Raw genomic sequence first — 18,001 nt, 5'->3', positions numbered from 1 at the left:
ACCGCGTGACAGATAAATTTTTTCGCTGGAGTGTCACGCCGACCATGGTTCAAACGTCAACCGGAAAAGCGCGTGAGCGCGCGCAGTTTTCACGTTCGTCTTTGGAGCGTTGCGAATGTCACACATGAGTCACACATGACGGAACAGACAAACGATCCCGCAGCGGCGTTCGATGCCGCACGCGCACGGCTGCTCGCACTCGCGTACCGGATGCTCGGCAGCCGCGCGGAAGCCGAGGACATCGTGCAGGACGCCTGGCTGAAGTGGCGGTCAGCCAGTGCCGACGAAGTGCGCACACCCGCTGCCTGGCTCACCACGATTACTACACGCCTCGCGATCGACCGGTTGCGGCATCTGCAATACGAGCGTGCGTTGCAGACGGGCGGCGCGTTCCCGCAACCGTGGCTCGACGAATTCGCGCCGTCGGCGGAAGAGCTTGTATTGCGCGCAGCGGAATTGTCCCGCGGCGTACTGCTGCTGCTCGAGCGGCTCAAGCCCGAGGAACGCGCGGCATTCGTGCTGCACGAGGCGTTCGATTGCGAATACGCGGACATTGCGAAGATTCTCGACCGGCCGCCATCGACTTGCAGGCAAATCGTGCATCGCGCGAAGAGTCGTCTGCAGCGGGCGGGTGCGCCGTTGCCGGCGGCCGATCCGGCCGCGCATACGCGGCTGGTCGAACAACTGCGGGTAGCGATCGATGAACAGGACAGCGCGAGCCTGCTGCGATTGTTCGGCGCGCTACCGGAAGTGGTCGACGACGCGCTCGACGTGGTAGCCACGACGACGTTCGTCGCCAGCATGAAGGGCTGCGCGGCCGAAGCCATGTCGATGGACGACACGCCGGGTCTCGCGCTGCTGCGCGCCGGCGAGATCGTGGCATGGCTGGATATCACGGCGGACGACGACGGCACCGACACCATCGCCGCGCTGCGTGTGGTCACCGATGCGACGAGCCTGCAGGCCGCTAACGAGCAATTCGGTCTGCTCGCCGTGCAGCGCCTGCTGAAGCGGATTCGCGCGCGTTCTCTCGTGCGCCCGTCCGTATCAGTTACGGTGTGCGGCGACTTCCCAGTTGATGTCGACGCATAGCACCTGAACGCCGTGCGCAGTCTGCGCGGCGATCGATGCGGTGACGCACAGGTGCGCCTCGTTGATCGACAGATACGGCGGCGTCACATGGACGAGGCCAGGTGTGCGCACGGCTTCGATGAAATACGGCCGACGTTCCCAGCTAGCGCCTTCCGAGTGCAGCAACGGACGAAACCGCTTCGCGCGCTGCGATGCGCGGCCGGGCGGCAACACGTTATCGCCGATCTGCCGGCCTGACGCATCGAGCAGGAAGCAGCGAGCGGTTTCGTCGAGCGCAAGCAGCGCGGTGGTTGCATCCGCCACGGTTTTGCCCGCGATCAGTTGCGTGCTCGCCTGTTTCAGCGCGATGACATAAGGGGCAAGGCGCTTCGCCTGGGCACGTTCGCGTGCGGCGACACGTTCGCGCAGCGCTGCCGATAGCGCATCCATCACGCCCGCGGCCGTCTGCGGTTTCACCGGGTCGACGCTCGGGCCCGCGAAGTACGTCCCCTGCACGAAATCCACATTGCACTCGAGCGCGATCAGGGCATCGCGTTCGGTGGACAGACCGCCCATCAGTACGAGCTGCCCCGATTCGTGCAACAGCGACACGAGGCCCGGCAGCACGCGCTCGATATGCGAATGCTCGCTCGCCTGCGCAAGAATGCAGCGATCGAGCGTAACGATGTCGGGTCGCAACTGCCACACGCGGTCGATGTTCGAGTGCTTCGCACCAAAGCCATCGAGCGCGATCAGAAAGCCGGATTTACGCAACGCGTCGACGATCTCGGCGAAGCGCGTCGTTTCGCCGCCCGCCTGTTCCGACACTTCGAGCACGACACGCTGCGGCGGCAAGCCGAGCGCCTTCAGGCTCGCGAGCAGCGCATCGCCGTAGCTCGTGTCCATCAGCGCGGCCGGGTGCAGGTTCAGGAAGAGCCACTCGTCGTGGCTGTCGAACGCATTGAAGTTGCCGAGATGCAGCGATTCGGCAAGTCGTCCGAGTTCGAGCAGATCGCCGCGCCGCGCCGCCTGCGTGAACACTTCGTGCGACGGCACTTGCAGCGCCTGTTCGTCGTGCGCGCGCAGCGATGCGTGGTAGCCGATGGCGCGCCGGTGCGACACCGAAAACACAGGCTGGAACACGCTGAAGACGGTGTAGCCGCCATACAGGACGGTGCGCCGGGCGCCTTCGTCGCCGGCCATGGGGCGCGGCGGCTGGAAACCGGGAGGATCGAGGTCGATGATGCTCATCATGTCGGTCTTGTGAAGGGCGGGCCGTGCGCAAGCTCGCTTGATTCGCTGGGGCTGCCCGCAAGTTTACAGGATAGGCGAGCAAGAAACATGCGCGTGGAGAAAGTGGTTTCTGCGCAGATCCGGCTGACGTTCGTGAGTTTTTGCTGCGCGTCGTGCGTCTTGCCGCACAGCGCTGGTGCGCGACGTGCCCCGAAGTGTTCGTGAAGTGCTGGTTTTGGCGAACGCACACGAGCATCCGTTGCGGGTAAACCAGTGCGCATAACCCGCACCATTGATTGAACCGCTGCGGGCGTACTCCGCGTCGAACGTCGAGCGCCGGGTCAGGTCCGCTCGGACGGATCGGTTTTCTTTGCCGCGCGGCGGATGTCCGGTGCGAGCTGCGCGAAGATCCACGACGTGCCGGCCGTGATGATGCCGACGCACAGGAACGTCGCGTGGAACGCGGGCAGCGTATTGACTGCGGTCGCGCGCGGGATCAGGCCGGTGAAGGTAGCGAGCAGTGCGCCTGCCACCGTGACGCCGAGGCTCATCGACAGCATCTGTACCAGCGAAAACAGGCTGTTGCCGCTGCTCGCGCCGCCGGTGCCGAGATCCTTCAGCGTGAGCGTGTTCATCGCGGTGAACTGGATCGAGTTGACGCCGCCGAAGAACGCAAGCTGCACGAGCCGCAGCCATAACGGCTGGTCTGCGCTCGTCAGCGAGAAGCTCGCCATGGCGAGCCCGACCAGCACCGTGTTGATGACGAGGATGCGCCGATAGCCGTACTTCGTGATCAGCTGCGTGACGATGCGCTTCGATGTCATACCCGCGGCGGCGACCGGCAGCATCATCAGGCCCGCTTCGAATGCCGAGTAGCCGAGGCTCACCTGCAGCAGCAGCGGGATCAGGTACGGCATCGCGCCGCTGCCGATCCGCGCGAACAGGTTGCCGAGCAGGCCGACGCTGAACGTGTGGATCCTGAACAGATCAAGCGAGAAAATCGGCTGCGGTGCGCGCACCGCGTGCAGCCCGTAGGCGACGAAGGCAGCGAGGCTGAGAATCAACAGCACCAGTACGGCGGCATGTTGAATGCCGAGTTCGGTGCGCCCGTCGAGCGCGAACGAGATCGCCACCATGCCGAGCACCAGCAGCAGATAGCCCTTCATGTCGAACGGCGCGGTGTCCGGATTGCGGCTGTCGGGCATGAAGATGAACGTCGCGATGCAACCAATCAACCCGACCGGCACGTTGATCAGGAAGATCCAGTGCCACGACGCGATCTTGACGAGCCAGCCGCCGAGCGTCGGTCCGATCAGCGGCCCGACCAGGCCCGGAATCGCGACGAACGACAGCGCTGGCAGATAACGCTCGGCGGGAAAGGTGCGCAGCACCGCGAGCCGGCCGACCGGCAGCAGCATCGCGCCGCCCACACCCTGCACGATGCGCCAGAGCACGAGCTGCGTCAGCGTATGCGCGTTCGCACACAACAGCGAGCCGATCGTGAACACGAGGATCGCGCTGAAAAATACGCGCCGCGTGCCGAAGCGGTCCGCGAGCCAGCCCGATACCGGGATCATGACCGCCATCGTCAGCGAATATGCGATCACCACCGATTGCATCCGCAGCGGCAGCTCGCCGAGGCTCGTCGCCATTGCGGGCAGCGCGGTGTTGACGATCGTCGAGTCGAGCGTCTGCATGAAGAAGCCGGTGGCGACGAGCCACAGCATCACGGTGAGCATTCGAGGGGATGGTGAGGCGGGCGGGGCGGCGGTCGATGGTGTGGACATGAGGGCGTTGGGGGCCTGAGACGCGCGGCTGCGACACAGCGCTGCGGTTGAACCTGGTGGACCGGGTAGGCCACATTCTAGGGAAAAGGTCGGGATAGCCCAAGTCCTGCTTCTTTGCCGGTCGAGCTGGCGCGCTACCATGCAAGCTTTCCGCCCCTTGTCCGTTGGCCCAAACCATGAATATCCGTTTCCTCGAGACCTTCATCTGGCTGGCGCGACTGCGAAACTTCCGCCTCACCGCCGAAAAACTGCATACGACCCAGGCGGCCGTATCGAGCCGCATAGCGTCGCTCGAAGACAGCTTCGACGTGCGTCTGTTCGACCGCAACTCGCGCTCGGCGACGCTCACGCCCGCTGGCCGCAAGCTGCTCGCTTACGCCGAGCGCATCGTGCGACTCGGCGACGAGATGCGCCGCGAAGTCGACGATGCGAGCGGCGATGCCGGGTTGATACGCATCGGCGTGATCGAATCGATCGTGCATAGCTGGTTTCCCGCGCTGATGACCGTGGTACGCGATCGCTATCCACGTCTCGAGATCGAGGTGACGAGCGACACGACGATCCATCTCGAGCAATTGCTGCGCACCGACTCCGTCGATCTGATCCTGCAAACCGATCTGCTTTCCGGGCCGGAGTTCGTCAATCATCCGCTGTGCGAATTTCCGCTGCGCTGGGTGGCGAGTCCGACGCTTGGCCTGTCCGGCAGCACGATCGATCTCGATCGCGTGGCCGAGTTTCCGGTGCTCAGCTTTTCGCGTCACTCGGGGCCGCATGCCGCGCTGGAACGTGTGTTCGCCGATGTCGAGCGGCCCGCGCGGATCAATTGCATCAGCTCCGTTGCCGCGATGATCCGGCTCGTCGCGGACGGTTTCGGTGTGGCCGTGCTGCCGCCCGCGATCATCCAGCGCGAACTGACCGAAGGCGCGCTGGAGCTGCTGGATGTGGACGGCGGCTTCGCGCCGCTGCCGCTTATCGCAACCCATCGCGCGCAGGGCGGCGAGCTGTCGGCGCGCATCGTCGAGCTGGCCGCCGAGCAGGCGAGGGTGTTCGTACACGCGCTTGGGCCCGCGCTCGTAGGCACCGCGACCGCGGCACGCCCGCCGCGTGCTGCAAGCAAACGCGCCGCAGCAGCAAAGCCGCGTCAAGGAAAGGCTAACGCCAAGGCTCCGGCGGCGAACGCGCCGCGCAAACGTAAGCCATAAGAAAACCTGTTCGCTGCGGATTTTTTTTCTTGTTGGATTGAAGTGGCGCGTACTGGCGACACTGTGCACTGACCGATTTCTCTCAGTGCGCAGGAGCGTTGCCCATGAATCTCAAACCACCCTCTCCGTTCGGCCAGCTGTGCATCTGGACCGATACCGAAGCGGATCCGCTGGTGGACGCCGACTTCAACGCCTGGTACGACCGCGAACACATGCAGGAGCGCGTTGGGTTGCCGGGCTTTCGGCATGCACGCCGTTTTCTGGCTAACGACGGTCAGGCGCGCCGCTATCTCGCGCTGTATGTGACCGACTCGCTCGGTGTGTTCGATAGCGCGTCGTACAAGCAGGCTTTTACCGTGCAGACGGACTGGTCGCTGCGCAACTTTGCGCGCATGACGAATACGCAGCGGCGCGTCGGCGAACTGGTGCTCGAAGCCGGCGCAGGCGAGGGCGGCCAGCTCGCCTTGTTCGTACTGCCGCCGCAAGCCGCCGATTCAACGCGCTGGCATGCGCACGCCGAAGCCAGCGCGCGGCAGGCGGGCATACACGCGATCCGGATGTTTTGCACCGATGCACGACTCTCCACTCCGCTCGCGACGTCCGGCGGCACACCTCAGCTTGCAGCGGCCGATGCGATTGTGTTCGTCGAAGGCAGCGATGCCGCGGCGACTCGCGCGGTGGCCGAAACGCTGGCACGCGAGGCCGGTGCATCGCCGGACGACGTGCGTACCTTCAGCCTCCTGTGGCGCCTTGGCGCGTAGCGAACTGCCATTCAACGCCCGACGACCGGCATCCATCCCAACCTGGAGAATCTGATGAACACCGTTGCACAACCCGCGGTGCTCGGCCGTCCGCGTGCGGGCCGGGGGCGGCTCGCGACCGCCAGCATGGTCGGCACGTCGCTCGAATGGTATGACTTCACGGTCTACAACACGCTTGCCGCGCTCGTCTTCAATCACCTGTTCTTTCCGTCCGTCGATCCGCTCGCTGGCACGCTGCTCGCGTTTTCCACCTATGCAGTCGGCTATGTGTCGCGGCCGCTCGGCGGTCTGGTGTTCGGCAATCTCGGCGATCGCGTGGGGCGCCGTGCGGTGCTGATGATCACGCTCGTGCTGATGGGCATTACCACCGCGTTGATGGGCGTGCTGCCCACCTACGAGACCGCCGGCATCCTGAGCCCGATCCTGCTGATTGCGCTGCGCTTCGTGCAAGGCGTGGCGCTTGGTGGCGAATGGGCCGGTGCGGTGCTGTTATCGGTCGAGCATGGTGATCAGAAGAAGCGCGGGCTCAATGCGTCGTGGACACAGGTCGGGCCGTCATTCGGAACGTTGCTCGGGACCGGCTTTATCGCGGCCATCACGATGACGATTTCCTCCGGCGATTTTCTGTCGTGGGGTTGGCGCGTGCCATTTCTCGCGAGCCTGCTGCTGGTCGCGTTCGGCATCTGGGTGCGCAACGGTGTCGAGGAAACCCCGCAATTCCAGCAACTGAGCGACGCACACGCCACCGCGAAAGTACCGGTAGCCGAGGTGTTCTCGCAGCATTGGCGGCGGCTTCTCATCGCAGGTGGCTCGCGGATCGGCTCGGATGTGCTGTATGCGCTGCTCGTCGTGTTCACGCTGACCTATGTGACCACCGTGCTCAATCTGCCGAGATCGCTGGCGCTCGGTGCCGTGCTGGCCGGCACCGCGTTCAATGCGTTGAGCGTGCCGCTCTTCGGAGCGTTGTCCGATCGCTTCGGCCGGCGGCCGGTGTATCTGGCCGGCGTCGTGGCGGCGATCGTATGGGCGTTCGTGTTCTTCGTGCTGATGGATAGCGCGCGGCCGCTCACCATCGTGCTTGCGGTTGTCGTGGGTCTCGTCATCCACGCGATGATGTACGGTCCGCAGGCGGCATTCGTCACCGAGCAGTTTCCGACGCGCGTGCGTTATGCCGGTTCGTCGCTGGCCTATACGCTGGCGGGCATTGTCGGTGGTGGCTTTGCGCCGCTCATTATCGTTGCGCTGTATCGCCACTGGCATGGCACGACCGCGGTGTCGATGTACGTGAGCGGGGCGCTCGTCGTCACGGCCATCGCGTTGCTGGCCGCGCGCGAAACGGCGAAGCGGCCGCTCGAAGGTTGAGTCGGCAAGGCGGTGCTGCCGAAGCAGGGCTGTCGGGGCGGCTGTCTATGCGCCCCGCGGCCGGTTCGAAATCCATGCCGCCGGGGCGCGTTTTTGTTGCGGCCGGCGGCGAGTCCAAAGGTGGCCCACGCCGATCACCGCGGGCCCGCGCTATCACCGCGCGAGTTGCGCCGCCGCAGCAAAGAACGCGTGCGCACGCGGGTCGTTGCCGAACGCCGCGTTGATACGAATCCACGGGCTCGTCTCCGCATTGGGCCGGAAGTAGCTGCCCGGCGGGACCGTCACGCCAAGCGGCTCACCACACTCGACGAGCCGCGCCGCATCGTCGATACCGGGCACGCGCGCCCACACAAATTGACCGCCGAGCGGTTTTTCGAACACTTCCCAGCCGTTATCTTCGAGCGTCTGCACGGTGAGGCCCATCGCATCGCTCATCCGGCGCCGCAGCCGCTCGAGATACTTCCGGTACATGCCGCGCTCGAGCAGCGCAACCGCGACCGCTTCGACAAAACGCGAACCGCCGATGCTCGTCAGCATCTTGATGTCGATCAGATCCTTGACGATCGCGTGGCTCGCCACGAGGTAGCCGATGCGCAGCGACGACGACAGCGTCTTCGACAGTCCACCGATATAGACCACATGTTCGAGCTGATCGAGCGTCGCGAGCCGCGCGGTCGGTTCGCTCTGGAAGTCCGCGAAGATGTCGTCTTCGACGAACGTGAAATCGTGCTCGCGGGCGAACTGCAGTAGCCGGAACGCAACCGGCGGCGACACCGACGTGCCGGTCGGATTGTGAAACACGGTGTTGATGAAGAACAGCTTCGGCCGATGCTGCTGCAACTGTGCCTGCAGCACATCGAGGTCCGGGCCGCCGTGATTGCGCGGAATGCCGATCAGCTTGACGCCGTGCAGCTTCAGCAGGCCGTTCAGATTGAAGTAGCCGGGGTCTTCGACAAACACCGTGTCGCCGGGCTTGAGCCGGTAGCGCATCAGCAGATCGAGCGCGTGGCTTGCACCATTCGTGATGAGAATCTGCGACGCATCCACGACGATGCCGAGCTGTGCGATGCGTGCCTGCAGATGTTCGCGCAGGGTCGCATTGCCGAGCGGCGTCGAGTAGTCGATCAGGCTCTCGGTGTCGACGCGCGAGACGTGGCGGATGGCATGCACGAGGCTGTCCATGTCGCGCCACGCTTCGGGCGTGAACCCGCTGCCGAGCTTCAGCGTTCCGCCCGGATGGTTGAACTCCTGCAGGAGATGAACCGATTCCTCTTCGGCACGACGTGGGTCCGAGGTGCCGCGGCCCGACATGCCGGTGCGCAACCGCTCGGCCACGTAAAAACCTGAGCCGTGACGCGAGTCGACATAACCAAGCGAGACGAGCCGGTCATACGCCTCGATCACCGGAAAGCGGCTGATTGCGTAGTCGGCGGCGAACTGGCGGATCGAGGGCAGCTTCGCACCGGGGCGCGCTGCGCGCGAACGGATCCACGTTTGCACGCCGTGCACGATCTGCTCGATGAGCGGCACGCCGTTGTCGCGGTCGAGTTCGATATCGAGTTTCATCTGCGTCCTCCTGGTCCCGCTGTCGAGGCGCCGGTTTGCGCAGTTGTTCGCGCAGTTGTTCAGCAACTGTCCGGTTTTTCGACTGAACAGTTCTGTCAAAACTGTTCAGAAGTGTTCATGGGTTTCTGATCATCTCACAGCAATAATGTTTCAACCAGAGTGCCCTGCAAGGAGAACAGCAATGCGCGAAATCCGTACTTTCGAACTCGAACACGGCGAGCCCGCGGCCGCCTGGCGTGCCGCGCAGCCGCTCGTACTCAAAGTGATGGCGGGCGAGGTCTGGTTGACCGTCAGCGGCGATCTGACCGATCACTGGCTTGCCTCTGGCGAGTCTTTCGAACTGCCGCGTGGCGCGCAGGCGTGGATCAGTGCCGGACGCACGGGTGCGCGTGTCGCGCTGGCGGTCGAGGAAGGGCGTCTTGGCACGTCGCGGCCGGCTGCCGTTGGGCTGCGTTCGCCGGCGCGTAGCTGGCTGCCGCGCTGGTTGCTTGCTGCGTAGTCGAGCGATCTAATCGCGCCGTGCGACGAACCGACGTCACTCTTCGTAGTGTTCGCCGATGTAACGGGCGCGCGGCCGGATCAGTCTTCCGTCTGCCGCCTGCTCCATTGCATGGGCGATCCAGCCGACTGTCCGCCCAACCGCGAACAGCGTGAACGCTGCTTCCTTCGGTAGATCGAGCACGCGCTCAAGGGCGGCGAGAGCGAAGTCGACGGTCGGTTCGGCGCCCGTGGTTTCTCGCACCGTTTGCGCGAGCGCGAGGATTGCCGGCAGCGGCGAGCGTGCCGGCGCGCATTGCGTCAGCGCCTCCAGCAGCAACGCCGCGCGCGGATCGCCTTGCGGGTACAGCGGATGACCGAAGCCGGACAGCACCGCACCTGGCGCACCGTCGTGTTCGTTGTGCGCGATACGGGTGGCGAGGAAGCGGTTGGGATCGCCGGCACGCTCGGCTTCGTCGAACAGCGCCGCGACGCGCGTGGTTTCGCCACCGTGACGCGGTCCTGCCAGCGCGGCGAGACCGCCCGCTACCGCACCGAACAGATGCGTGCCGGTCGACGTAATGCAGCGCACGGTAAACGTGGACGCATTCAGCTCATGATCCGCACACAGCACCAGCGCCATACGCAGCAGGTCGGCTTGCCGCCGGTTGCGCACGCCCCAGGCCGCGGCGAGTTGCCGGTGCAGCGGATTACCCGACGGCGCCGTCGAGATCATCGCGGCAGCGAGCAGCCGCACCAGTGAACACGCTGAATCGAGCTGCGCATCGCGGCCGAGCGCCCAGACGCGCGGCATCTGGGCGGCCGCCGCGGGCAGCAACACGAGCGCACGATCGAGCGGTGCGCTGTCGCCCCAGAGCTTCAGCCATGCCGCCCATTGCGCAGCGGAAGGCGGTCCCGGTTGCGTCGGTGGCGTATCGGCAATGCGTCGCGGCGTACATTCCCACAGCAGCGCGGCAACCTCTTCGAGGCTTGCCTTGCGCGCGAGATCGATTGCATCGCGGCCGCGATAGAAAAGCCGGCCGTCTGTAATCAGCGTGATCGACGATTCCAGCACCGGCACGCCCCAGTCCAATACCTTCTGCGCAACCTTGCCTGCCCGTTTGCCATCCGCCTTGCGACGCGCAAGACGGCGCACATCGGCGGCGTCGTATAGATGGCGTTGCCCTTCGACATCCGGCGTCGAGCGCAGCATGCCGCGGCTCACGTAGGCATAGAGCGTAGCGACGCTGATGCCGAGTGTTTCGGCGGCTTCGGTGGCGGTGAGTTGATCGGGCATGGGCGGGTATGGCGGGTATGTGTATAAGAGCGGCGGAAAACCGTAGAAATCGATCTATGTTGATTATATTAATCAAGATTGATTGCGATAAGAGGCAATTCTAGACTCGAAGCCATTCTTCCTGTCAGGCAATGTCGATCAACATGACTCCCTCTCTTGCACTCGATCATCTCTGGAGCATCGCCGGCTGCGATCCGGCTGCGCTCTCCGCCGTTTCCATCACAGGTGCCGATCCCGCGCTGCCGTCCGTGTATCGCGTCGGCACGCTGGCGGCATCGACGATTGCTGCAACCGGGCTTGCCGCTGCCGAATGTTTTCGTTTGCGCACCGGTTGCCGGCAGCGCGTCGACGTCGATGTGCGTCGTGCGCTGGCCGCGTTTCGCAGCGAGCGCTACCTCCGTGTGAACGATGGACCGCCGCCCGCGCTGCGCGATCCCATCATGGGTTTCTACGAGACTCGCAATGGTCGTTGGGTGCAACTGCATACGAATTTTCCGCATCATCTGCACGGCGTGTTGAGCGTGCTCGGTTGTGCGAATGAGCCTGCGGCGGTGGCCGAGGCGATCCGCGGCTGGGACGGCGCGGCGCTCGATCAGACGCTCGCCGATGCGGGCCTGTGCGCCGCGCTGATCCGTTCGCCGCGCGAATGGGCCGCGCTCGAACAGGCGAAGGCCATTGCCGATCTGCCGCTCTTCGAGATCGAGCGAATCGGCGATGCGCGGCCCGAAGCGCCGGGCCGGGGCGGCTTCGACCGGCCGCTCGCTGGCGTGCGAGTACTCGATCTGTCGCGCATCATCGCGGGGCCGACGGCGGGTCGCGCGCTCGCGCAGCATGGTGCGCAGGTACTGTTGATCAATGGTCCGCATCTACCGAACATTGCGCCGCTCGTGATCGACACGGGGCGTGGCAAACGCTCCGCTGCGCTCGATCTGCGCGACAACGCGGCGCACGCCCAGTTACGTGAACTGGCAACTCGCGCCGACGTGTTCCTGCAGGCCTATCGTCCTGGTGCACTCGCGGCGCATGGCTTCGGCCCCGATGCGCTGGCGCAGATGCGGCCGGGAATCGTCTACGTCTCCGTGTCCGCGTATAGCCACGCGGGGCCGTGGGCGACGCGTCGCGGTTTCGACAGTCTTGTGCAATCCGCGAGCGGTATCGCGTGGACGGAGAGTCGCGCTGCGCAGAGCGAAGCGCCGAAGCATCTGCCGTGTCAGGCGCTCGATCATGCGACCGGCTATCTGGCGGCGTTCGGCGCGATGACGGCGCTTGCGCGGCGCGCGACCGAGGGCGGTAGCTGGCATGTGCGGGTGTCGCTGGCGCAGACCGGCCGCTGGCTGCAGTCGCTCGGGCAGATCGAAGAGGGCTGGCGTACGCCCGACGTCACGCTGGAAGACGTCGCCGACTGTCTCGAGACTGTCGATTCGCCGTTCGGTCGCGTGCGCGGCACGTTGCCCGCAGAACACCTGTCGGAGACGCCGCCGTTTTTTGCGCGACCGCCCGTGCCGATCGGACATGACGCGGCGTGCTGGGAAGACTAAGCGAGACGTAACGCCTACTTCCGCAACTCCGCGACAAAGTCGTAGTAGTCGTTGCGACAATACGTATCGGTCAATTCGATCGCCCGCTGATCGGCCGTATAGCCGACGCGGGTGATCAGCAGCAGCGCCTCGTTCGTGGCGATGCTCATTTGCCGCGCGATCTCTTCGCTCGCGTTGACTGCGCGAAAGTGCTGCAACGCACGCACGATCGACAGCCCGCGATGCTCCAGATAGCTGTACAGCGAGTCGCCGATCGCTTGCGGATCGGGAATCACCGAGGCAGGGAAGGTCGAATTCTCGACGGCCATCACGATGCCGTCCGCGAGCCGCAGACGGCGCAACCGCGTCACGGCCGCCGCCGGCGACAGGCCCAGCTGGATCACTTCATCGCGATTGGCCGGCAGGATGTCGCGCGACAACCATTGCGAGCTCGGTGTGAAACCGCGTCGACGCAGCATTTCGCTGAAGCTCGACAGACGCGACAGCGGATCTTCGTAGCGCGGCGTGATGAAACTGCCCGCGCCCTGGGTGCGGCGGATCAAACCCTGCTCGACGAGCAGCGCGATCGCCTTGCGGGATGTAATGCGCGATACGCCGAGCGCATCGGACAGGACGCGTTCCGACGGCAGCGCCTCGCCGGCATTCCAGCGGTTTTCGTGAATCGCGTTGCCGAGCTTGCGGGCGAGCTGCAGGTAAAGCGGTGTGTCGTTTTCCGGGTCCGGGCGCAGGTCGCGCCAGCGGTCTTCCGAGGCTGAGGTCATGGGACGGACGCAAGAAGGGCAAGCGACAATTCTATGACATCGGCGCGTCGCGTTATAGCGGCCTTTTGCCTGGCCGCTGCCCGCACCTTCGACGAGCGGCTACACTGAGCCGGTTCGCATCGACGGCGGCCCGTCGTAGCAGGGGCCTTGCGCATTTCAACGGAGACATCATGACGACCGGTTTCCCCAGCGTTGCATTGCCCAACGGTGAGCGTATTCCGAAGCTCGGGCAGGGTACGTGGGAGATGGGCGAGCGGCAGGCGCAACGCGCGGCCGAAATCGCTGCGCTGCGTACCGGTATCGAACTCGGGATGACGCTGATCGATACCGCCGAAATGTACGGCGACGGCGCCACCGAATCGCTGCTAGGCGAGGCGCTTGCTGGTTTGCGCGATGACGTGTTTCTCGTCAGCAAGGTCTATCCGCACAACGGCAGTCGCCGCGGAGTGCAGGCCGCGTGCGAGCAGAGCCTGAACCGCTTGAAGACTGATCGGCTCGACTTGTATCTGCTGCACTGGCGCGGCTCGGTTCCACTCGAAGAGACCGTCGCCGGATTCGAGGCATTGCGTCGGGCCGGCAAGATTCGTCACTGGGGTGTGAGCAACTTCGATACCGACGATATGGAAGAGCTGGTTGGCGTAGCGGGCGGCGAGCACTGCGCGACGAACCAGATTCTCTATAACGTCGCGCGCCGTGGACCGGAGTTCGATCTGCTGCCGTGGCTCGCGGATCGGAACATGCCGGCGATGGCCTACAGTCCCATCGATCACGCGCGCCTGCCGAAACGCTCGCCACTCGACGATATTGCCGAAGCCCGTGGCGTGTCGGTGTTTCAGGTGGCGCTCGCGTGGACGCTGCGGCTACCGGGTGTCTTCGCGATTCCGAAGTCTGGACGACTCGAGCACGTGCGCGACAATCGCCGCGCACTCGACCTTCACCTGAGCGAAACAGAGTGTGCGCAGATCGATGCGCACTTCAGACCACCGCGCAGCAAACGACCACTCGAAATGCTGTGAGCGCGAGCGACCTGCCGCATCAATTGCAGGCGTGGTGCAGATGGACCGAGCCGAGCACGGCGACTTCGGCGGGCGTGCGTTTCAGCGAATCGTCGCTGACCTGGGCCGCATCGGCGACGAATTCATCGACGATCGACGACACCGGCACACCGCGCAGACACAGCGACACGCGCTGCGTTTCGTTGGCCGGCAACGCCGCGCGCTCGCCGAGGAACAGCACACCATATTGATAACCGTGGATGACGCCGCGGATCGCGCCAATGCATTGGGCATGTGCATTGTTGTCCTTGTCGCGGCACTGCTGTGCGAGTGACCACGCGGAAAAGCTGGGATCGACGGGTGGTGCGGCTTGTTCCTGTTCGTTGCCGGTAGCGGCGGGTGCGGCCGGCGCGGGTGTTTGCGCGCGGACCAGCGCAGGAACGAAGCCAATCGCCGCAGCGATCAACAGTGCAGCAGCCGCGCGCGATGAAGCGTGGGGAACGTTTCGATTCATACGTGTTGCCCTCATATCGATCGTTGAATCTGCTATGAGGCACTGCGGACTGTTTGGTTCCTGGGGCGCTTCTGGTTAGCGGTTGATGCGACTGGAATTTCAGGGGCTGCAAAAAGCGAAAGCGGCCGGCGGTGCGCGCGCCGACCGTTGCCTGAGAGCATCCTGCATGTCCCGGCTCCCGGCGGCGACGCTCGACCGGGGGATCGAGACGTCGCCGCCGATGCTGGCCGGGGGGATGCAGCCTGTCGAGGGGCTGCGTCGTGGGGCGCGGCGCGGGGGCGCCGTCGCACGGATCTAATGTCCGTTGCCACCACCTTTGCCGCCGCCTCCCGCGCCAGATCCGCTGCCGAAGCCTCCGCCGAAGCCACCTTTGCCCGAACCTGCGCCGAAGCCGCCACCCATACCACCCATTCCACTACCGAAGCCGCCACCGAAGCCCCCGCCGAAACCGCCGGCAGGACCGCCGCTGGGACCGCCAGGGCCGCCTTGACCGCCGCTGCCGCAACCGCACCCGCCAGTGCCGCCGCCACCGCTGCCGCCACCACCGCCACTGCTACCGCCACCACCGCTGCTACCACCGCCGCCACTGCTGCCGCCACCACCGCTGCTACCGCCACCGCTGCTACCGCCACCGCCACTGCTACCACCGCCACCGCTGCTACCGCCACCACCGCTGTTGCCACCGCCACCGCTGTTGCTGCTACCACCACCACTACCGCTACTGCCGCTGCCCTTGCCACCTGAACCACTGCCGCCGCTACCGCTGCCACTGCCGCCGGAACCTGCAGAGCCGCCCGAGTTGCCCGAGCCTCCGCCGTGATTCGGCATGCAATGACCGGCATCGCCGGTACAGGTCCTCACGAGGAAGACAAGCGAGGCATCGTCCGCGGCGCTCGAGGCACCGACGGCAGCCGCTCCAGTCGCGGACGAGCTGTCCTGCGCGAGCAGCGCGACCGGCGCTGCGCCGCTCGCGGGTAGCGGTGCATCGGCTGAGACGATCCACTTGGGCAGTACTTCGTCGGCAGGCGCTCCGTGCGCACCGTGTACCGTCAGCAACATTCCTGTGCCGGCAGCCAGAAGCGCCGTACCCCGCAGCATCACGTAGTAATACTGATTTAACGTTGTAGTTTTCATCACTGCTCTCCCTGCGAGATGGCGTTCCTCGTCGACGTCATCTCCATCCTGTTGTGCACGCGAAGCAGGCCGGACAGCGCGCAGCAACGCTGCGCGGTTTATCCGTGGCCAGGCTCCAGTGTGCATACCGCAACGTGCGCACGAACGGATACGCCCGATGGCGCGATCGTTCATAGCGCGAGGTTCGCGCGGACGGTGGATGGCAGCTTGCTCGCCGTCGTGATGTCCGTCCTGCGTGAACCGGATGCCTGCGGGTTACTTAGCGATAACCATGCCATTGGCCGGGAAGCCGCGCCGTGCATGGCAGCGGCGAAGTCACCGTGGCGGTGGCAGCGATAAATCAGTGGAAAATGTTTCGAACCTGAAACGCGCGGCGAGCCATCCTGTTCAGGCGCGCTGCATCTGCTCAGGCGTGGTGGTGCGTGTCGCCCTGCAGGGCGCGAAGGTCGGCGAGCGGGATATGACAGCGGATGCGGTGGTCGGCACCGGCATCGAGGAAGAGTGGGTCGTGTTGCTCGCAGATCTCGCCGAGCTTGCGGAGACAACGCGTATGGAACACACAGCCCGACGGCTGCGCGGCAACACTCGCGCGGATCAGCGCCCAGGCATCGCCGGTTTGCGCCACCGGTGGAACAGTATCGAACCGATCCAGCACGCGGTGAAGAGCGCGACGATGCCGTAGCCGAGCGGACCGAACTGGTCGTTGGCCGCGCCGATCGCGTCCCACATGCCGCCGCTGAAACCGAGCTTGTCGGACAGCAGCCCCAGCGCCTCGATGCCGCCGATCACGATCGCCACCAGCGCCGACACGAACGTGATGCTCGCGTTGTAGTAGAGCTTGCGCTTCGGGTCGTCCATCGCCCAGCCGTACGCGTGAACCATCAGGACGTTGTCGGTGGAGTCGACGAGCGTCATGCCCGCGGTGAAGAGCGCAGGGAACACGAGGATCGAGTAAAGCGGCATGCCCTTGCCCGCTTCGGCGGCGGCGATGGCGAGCAAACCGATTTCCGTTGCCGTGTCGAAGCCGAGGCCGAACAGCACGCCGACCGGGTACATGTGCCAGCTTTTCGTGACGAGGCGGAACAGCGGACGTAGCGCGCGCGACAGCAGACCTGCGGGCGCAGCGACATTCGACGCATGTTCGTCAACGGACTCGCTGCCGTTTTGCACATTGCGGTAGCGACGCCACACGTCGCGCAGGATCACGAGGTTCACGCCGGCGAGCACCAGCAGAAACGAAGCCGACACGAGCGTGCCGATCGTCCCGCCGATCTCCTTGAACGTATCGAAGCTGCTGTGCAGTTTCAGTGCGGTGAGCGCGATGCCGACGGTTGCGGCGACAACGATCGTCGAATGACCGAGGGAAAAAGCGAGACCCACGCCGAGCGGTCGCTTGCCGGTTTGCATCAGCTTGCGCGTGACGGCGTCGATGGCCGCGATGTGATCCGCGTCGACTGCGTGACGCAGGCCGAAGCCGTACGCGAGCAGCGCCGTGCCGAGCAGCAGCGGGTAATGGCGAAACGCGATCAGCGCCCATGCCCAGGCAGCCAGATTGGCGGCGATCAGCGCCGCGTAGAGCATGAAGAGGCGAGGGCGCAGGCTGGCGGTCGGCGTCATGACAGTTGAGCGATGAAGATGAAGGGAAGCCGGTCGAAGCGGTGCGGCTCAGTGTTCGTGCGGGTGCTTGTGGATCGGGTCGACCCAGTGCACGGTCTGCGGCGTTTCGACCGCGTCGATGTTCAGATTGACGACAACCGCTTCGTTATCGCTGCGCACGAGCACGCATTCGAGCGGATCGTCGGTACTCGCGTTGATCTCCTGATGCGGCACGAACGGCGGCACGAAGATGAAGTCGCCAGGCCCGGCTTCGGCGGTGAACTCGAGCTGTTCGCCCCAGCGCATCCGCGCATGGCCGCGCACAACATAGATCACGCTCTCGAGCGCGCCATGATGATGCGCACCGGTCTTCGCATTCGGATGAATCGTCACTGTGCCGGCCCAGATTTTTTGGGCACCGACGCGAGCGGCGTTGATCGCGGCCGCCCGGTTCATGCCCGGCGTTTGCGCGGTATTCGTGTCGAGCTGATCGCCGCGGATGACCTTGACGCCGTTGTCGCGCCAGTTCGGCGTCGGTGCGGTGTGATCGTCGTGGCTGTCGTGGCTATGGTGGTCATCGTGGTGGTGGGTCATCTGCATCTCTCCATCGTCTGTCCGGCGTCGCGTGGACCGCCGTGATTCACGTCGTATTCTGCCCGGCCAAAATTGAGTAACCGATGTTTCCTGCTGCGCCCGTTGCGCCCACT

16 protein-coding genes and 1 pseudogene are annotated in these 18,001 nt (G+C 65.0%); 7 read left to right on the top strand and 10 right to left on the bottom strand.

The genetic code is table 11. The features are described from left to right. Positions 1–135: 135 nt before the first annotated feature. The gene (locus FNZ07_RS29530) at positions 136–1,092 is read left to right on the top strand and encodes a sigma-70 family RNA polymerase sigma factor (protein ID WP_091011222.1); all 957 of its coding nucleotides are present in this window, start codon (positions 136–138) and stop codon (positions 1,090–1,092) included. On the opposite strand, the gene FNZ07_RS29525 is transcribed toward FNZ07_RS29530, so the two are convergent. Both FNZ07_RS29525 and mdtD read right to left on the bottom strand, forming a co-directional pair. Next, entirely contained in the window at positions 1,048–2,322 is a 1,275-nt protein-coding gene (locus tag FNZ07_RS29525) for an EAL domain-containing protein (protein ID WP_091011624.1), read from the bottom strand. The two genes, FNZ07_RS29530 and FNZ07_RS29525, sit on opposite strands and share 45 nt — an antisense overlap. Before the next feature lie 323 nt (positions 2,323–2,645). Then, complete coding sequence (mdtD, locus tag FNZ07_RS29520) at positions 2,646–4,091, bottom strand: multidrug transporter subunit MdtD (protein ID WP_091011223.1); 1,446 nt, start codon at positions 4,089–4,091, stop codon at positions 2,646–2,648. 176 nt (positions 4,092–4,267) lie between these two features. Here mdtD and FNZ07_RS29515 point away from each other — a divergent pair, with 176 nt between their 5' ends. From FNZ07_RS29515 to FNZ07_RS29505, 3 genes are all read left to right on the top strand, one after another. Further along, complete coding sequence (locus tag FNZ07_RS29515; protein ID WP_091011224.1) at positions 4,268–5,293, top strand: LysR family transcriptional regulator; 1,026 nt, start codon at positions 4,268–4,270, stop codon at positions 5,291–5,293. Positions 5,294–5,397: 104 nt separating this feature from the next. Beyond that, positions 5,398–6,054 carry a DUF4286 family protein gene (locus FNZ07_RS29510; protein WP_091011225.1) on the top strand — a complete coding sequence of 219 codons (657 nt, stop codon included), beginning with the start codon at positions 5,398–5,400 and terminating at the stop codon, positions 6,052–6,054. Positions 6,055–6,108: 54 nt separating this feature from the next. After that, positions 6,109–7,416 carry an MFS transporter gene (locus FNZ07_RS29505; RefSeq protein WP_091011226.1) on the top strand — a complete coding sequence of 436 codons (1,308 nt, stop codon included), beginning with the start codon at positions 6,109–6,111 and terminating at the stop codon, positions 7,414–7,416. A gap of 153 nt (positions 7,417–7,569) precedes the next feature. On the opposite strand, the gene FNZ07_RS29500 is transcribed toward FNZ07_RS29505, so the two are convergent. Then, the gene (locus tag FNZ07_RS29500) at positions 7,570–8,982 is read right to left on the bottom strand and encodes an aminotransferase-like domain-containing protein (RefSeq protein WP_091011227.1); all 1,413 of its coding nucleotides are present in this window, start codon (positions 8,980–8,982) and stop codon (positions 7,570–7,572) included. A 181-nt stretch (positions 8,983–9,163) separates the two neighbouring features. Here FNZ07_RS29500 and FNZ07_RS29495 point away from each other — a divergent pair, with 181 nt between their 5' ends. Continuing rightward, positions 9,164–9,481, top strand: coding sequence for a DUF2917 domain-containing protein (locus FNZ07_RS29495; RefSeq protein ID WP_091011228.1), 318 nt, complete (start codon positions 9,164–9,166; stop codon positions 9,479–9,481). A 36-nt stretch (positions 9,482–9,517) separates the two neighbouring features. On the opposite strand, the gene FNZ07_RS29490 is transcribed toward FNZ07_RS29495, so the two are convergent. Continuing rightward, positions 9,518–10,756, bottom strand: coding sequence for a citrate/2-methylcitrate synthase (locus FNZ07_RS29490; RefSeq protein WP_091011229.1), 1,239 nt, complete (start codon positions 10,754–10,756; stop codon positions 9,518–9,520). Positions 10,757–10,899: 143 nt separating this feature from the next. Between FNZ07_RS29490 and FNZ07_RS29485 the strand changes: the two genes are divergently transcribed. Next, complete coding sequence (locus tag FNZ07_RS29485) at positions 10,900–12,294, top strand: CoA transferase (protein ID WP_091011625.1); 1,395 nt, start codon at positions 10,900–10,902, stop codon at positions 12,292–12,294. Positions 12,295–12,308: 14 nt separating this feature from the next. Here the strand turns inward: FNZ07_RS29485 and FNZ07_RS29480 are convergent, their stop codons facing one another. Beyond that, a complete protein-coding gene (locus FNZ07_RS29480; RefSeq protein WP_091011230.1) occupies positions 12,309–13,055 on the bottom strand; it encodes a GntR family transcriptional regulator in 747 nt (248 codons plus the stop codon). A 170-nt stretch (positions 13,056–13,225) separates the two neighbouring features. On the opposite strand from FNZ07_RS29480, the gene FNZ07_RS29475 reads away from it, so the two are divergent. Continuing rightward, complete coding sequence (locus FNZ07_RS29475) at positions 13,226–14,071, top strand: aldo/keto reductase (protein WP_091011231.1); 846 nt, start codon at positions 13,226–13,228, stop codon at positions 14,069–14,071. A gap of 19 nt (positions 14,072–14,090) precedes the next feature. On the opposite strand, the gene FNZ07_RS29470 is transcribed toward FNZ07_RS29475, so the two are convergent. The 5 genes and pseudogenes from FNZ07_RS29470 to FNZ07_RS29450 all read right to left on the bottom strand — a co-directional run bounded on the left by FNZ07_RS29470 (position 14,091) and on the right by FNZ07_RS29450 (position 17,888). After that, the gene (locus FNZ07_RS29470; RefSeq protein WP_091011232.1) at positions 14,091–14,564 is read right to left on the bottom strand and encodes a hypothetical protein; all 474 of its coding nucleotides are present in this window, start codon (positions 14,562–14,564) and stop codon (positions 14,091–14,093) included. 294 nt (positions 14,565–14,858) lie between these two features. After that, positions 14,859–15,698 (bottom strand): hypothetical protein, encoded by an 840-nt coding sequence (locus tag FNZ07_RS33790; RefSeq protein WP_170275859.1) that lies wholly within the window; start codon positions 15,696–15,698, stop codon positions 14,859–14,861. A gap of 406 nt (positions 15,699–16,104) precedes the next feature. Continuing rightward, positions 16,105–16,284 (bottom strand): annotated as a pseudogene (locus FNZ07_RS34590) (hypothetical protein); the annotation flags it as partial. A gap of 8 nt (positions 16,285–16,292) precedes the next feature. After that, on the bottom strand, positions 16,293–17,315 hold the full coding sequence (locus tag FNZ07_RS29455) for a HoxN/HupN/NixA family nickel/cobalt transporter (RefSeq protein WP_091011234.1): 1,023 nt from the start codon (positions 17,313–17,315) through the stop codon (positions 16,293–16,295). Positions 17,316–17,363: 48 nt separating this feature from the next. Next, positions 17,364–17,888: a cupin domain-containing protein gene (locus FNZ07_RS29450; protein WP_091011626.1), complete on the bottom strand. Its 525-nt coding sequence runs from the start codon at positions 17,886–17,888 to the stop codon at positions 17,364–17,366. Positions 17,889–18,001: the final 113 nt, after the last annotated feature.

This window comes from Paraburkholderia megapolitana, assembly GCF_007556815.1.
Classification (GTDB): Bacteria; Pseudomonadota; Gammaproteobacteria; order Burkholderiales; family Burkholderiaceae; genus Paraburkholderia; species Paraburkholderia megapolitana.
The sequence above is the reverse complement of the archived record's forward strand: the minus strand, read 5'-3'. Positions and strand labels throughout refer to the sequence as shown.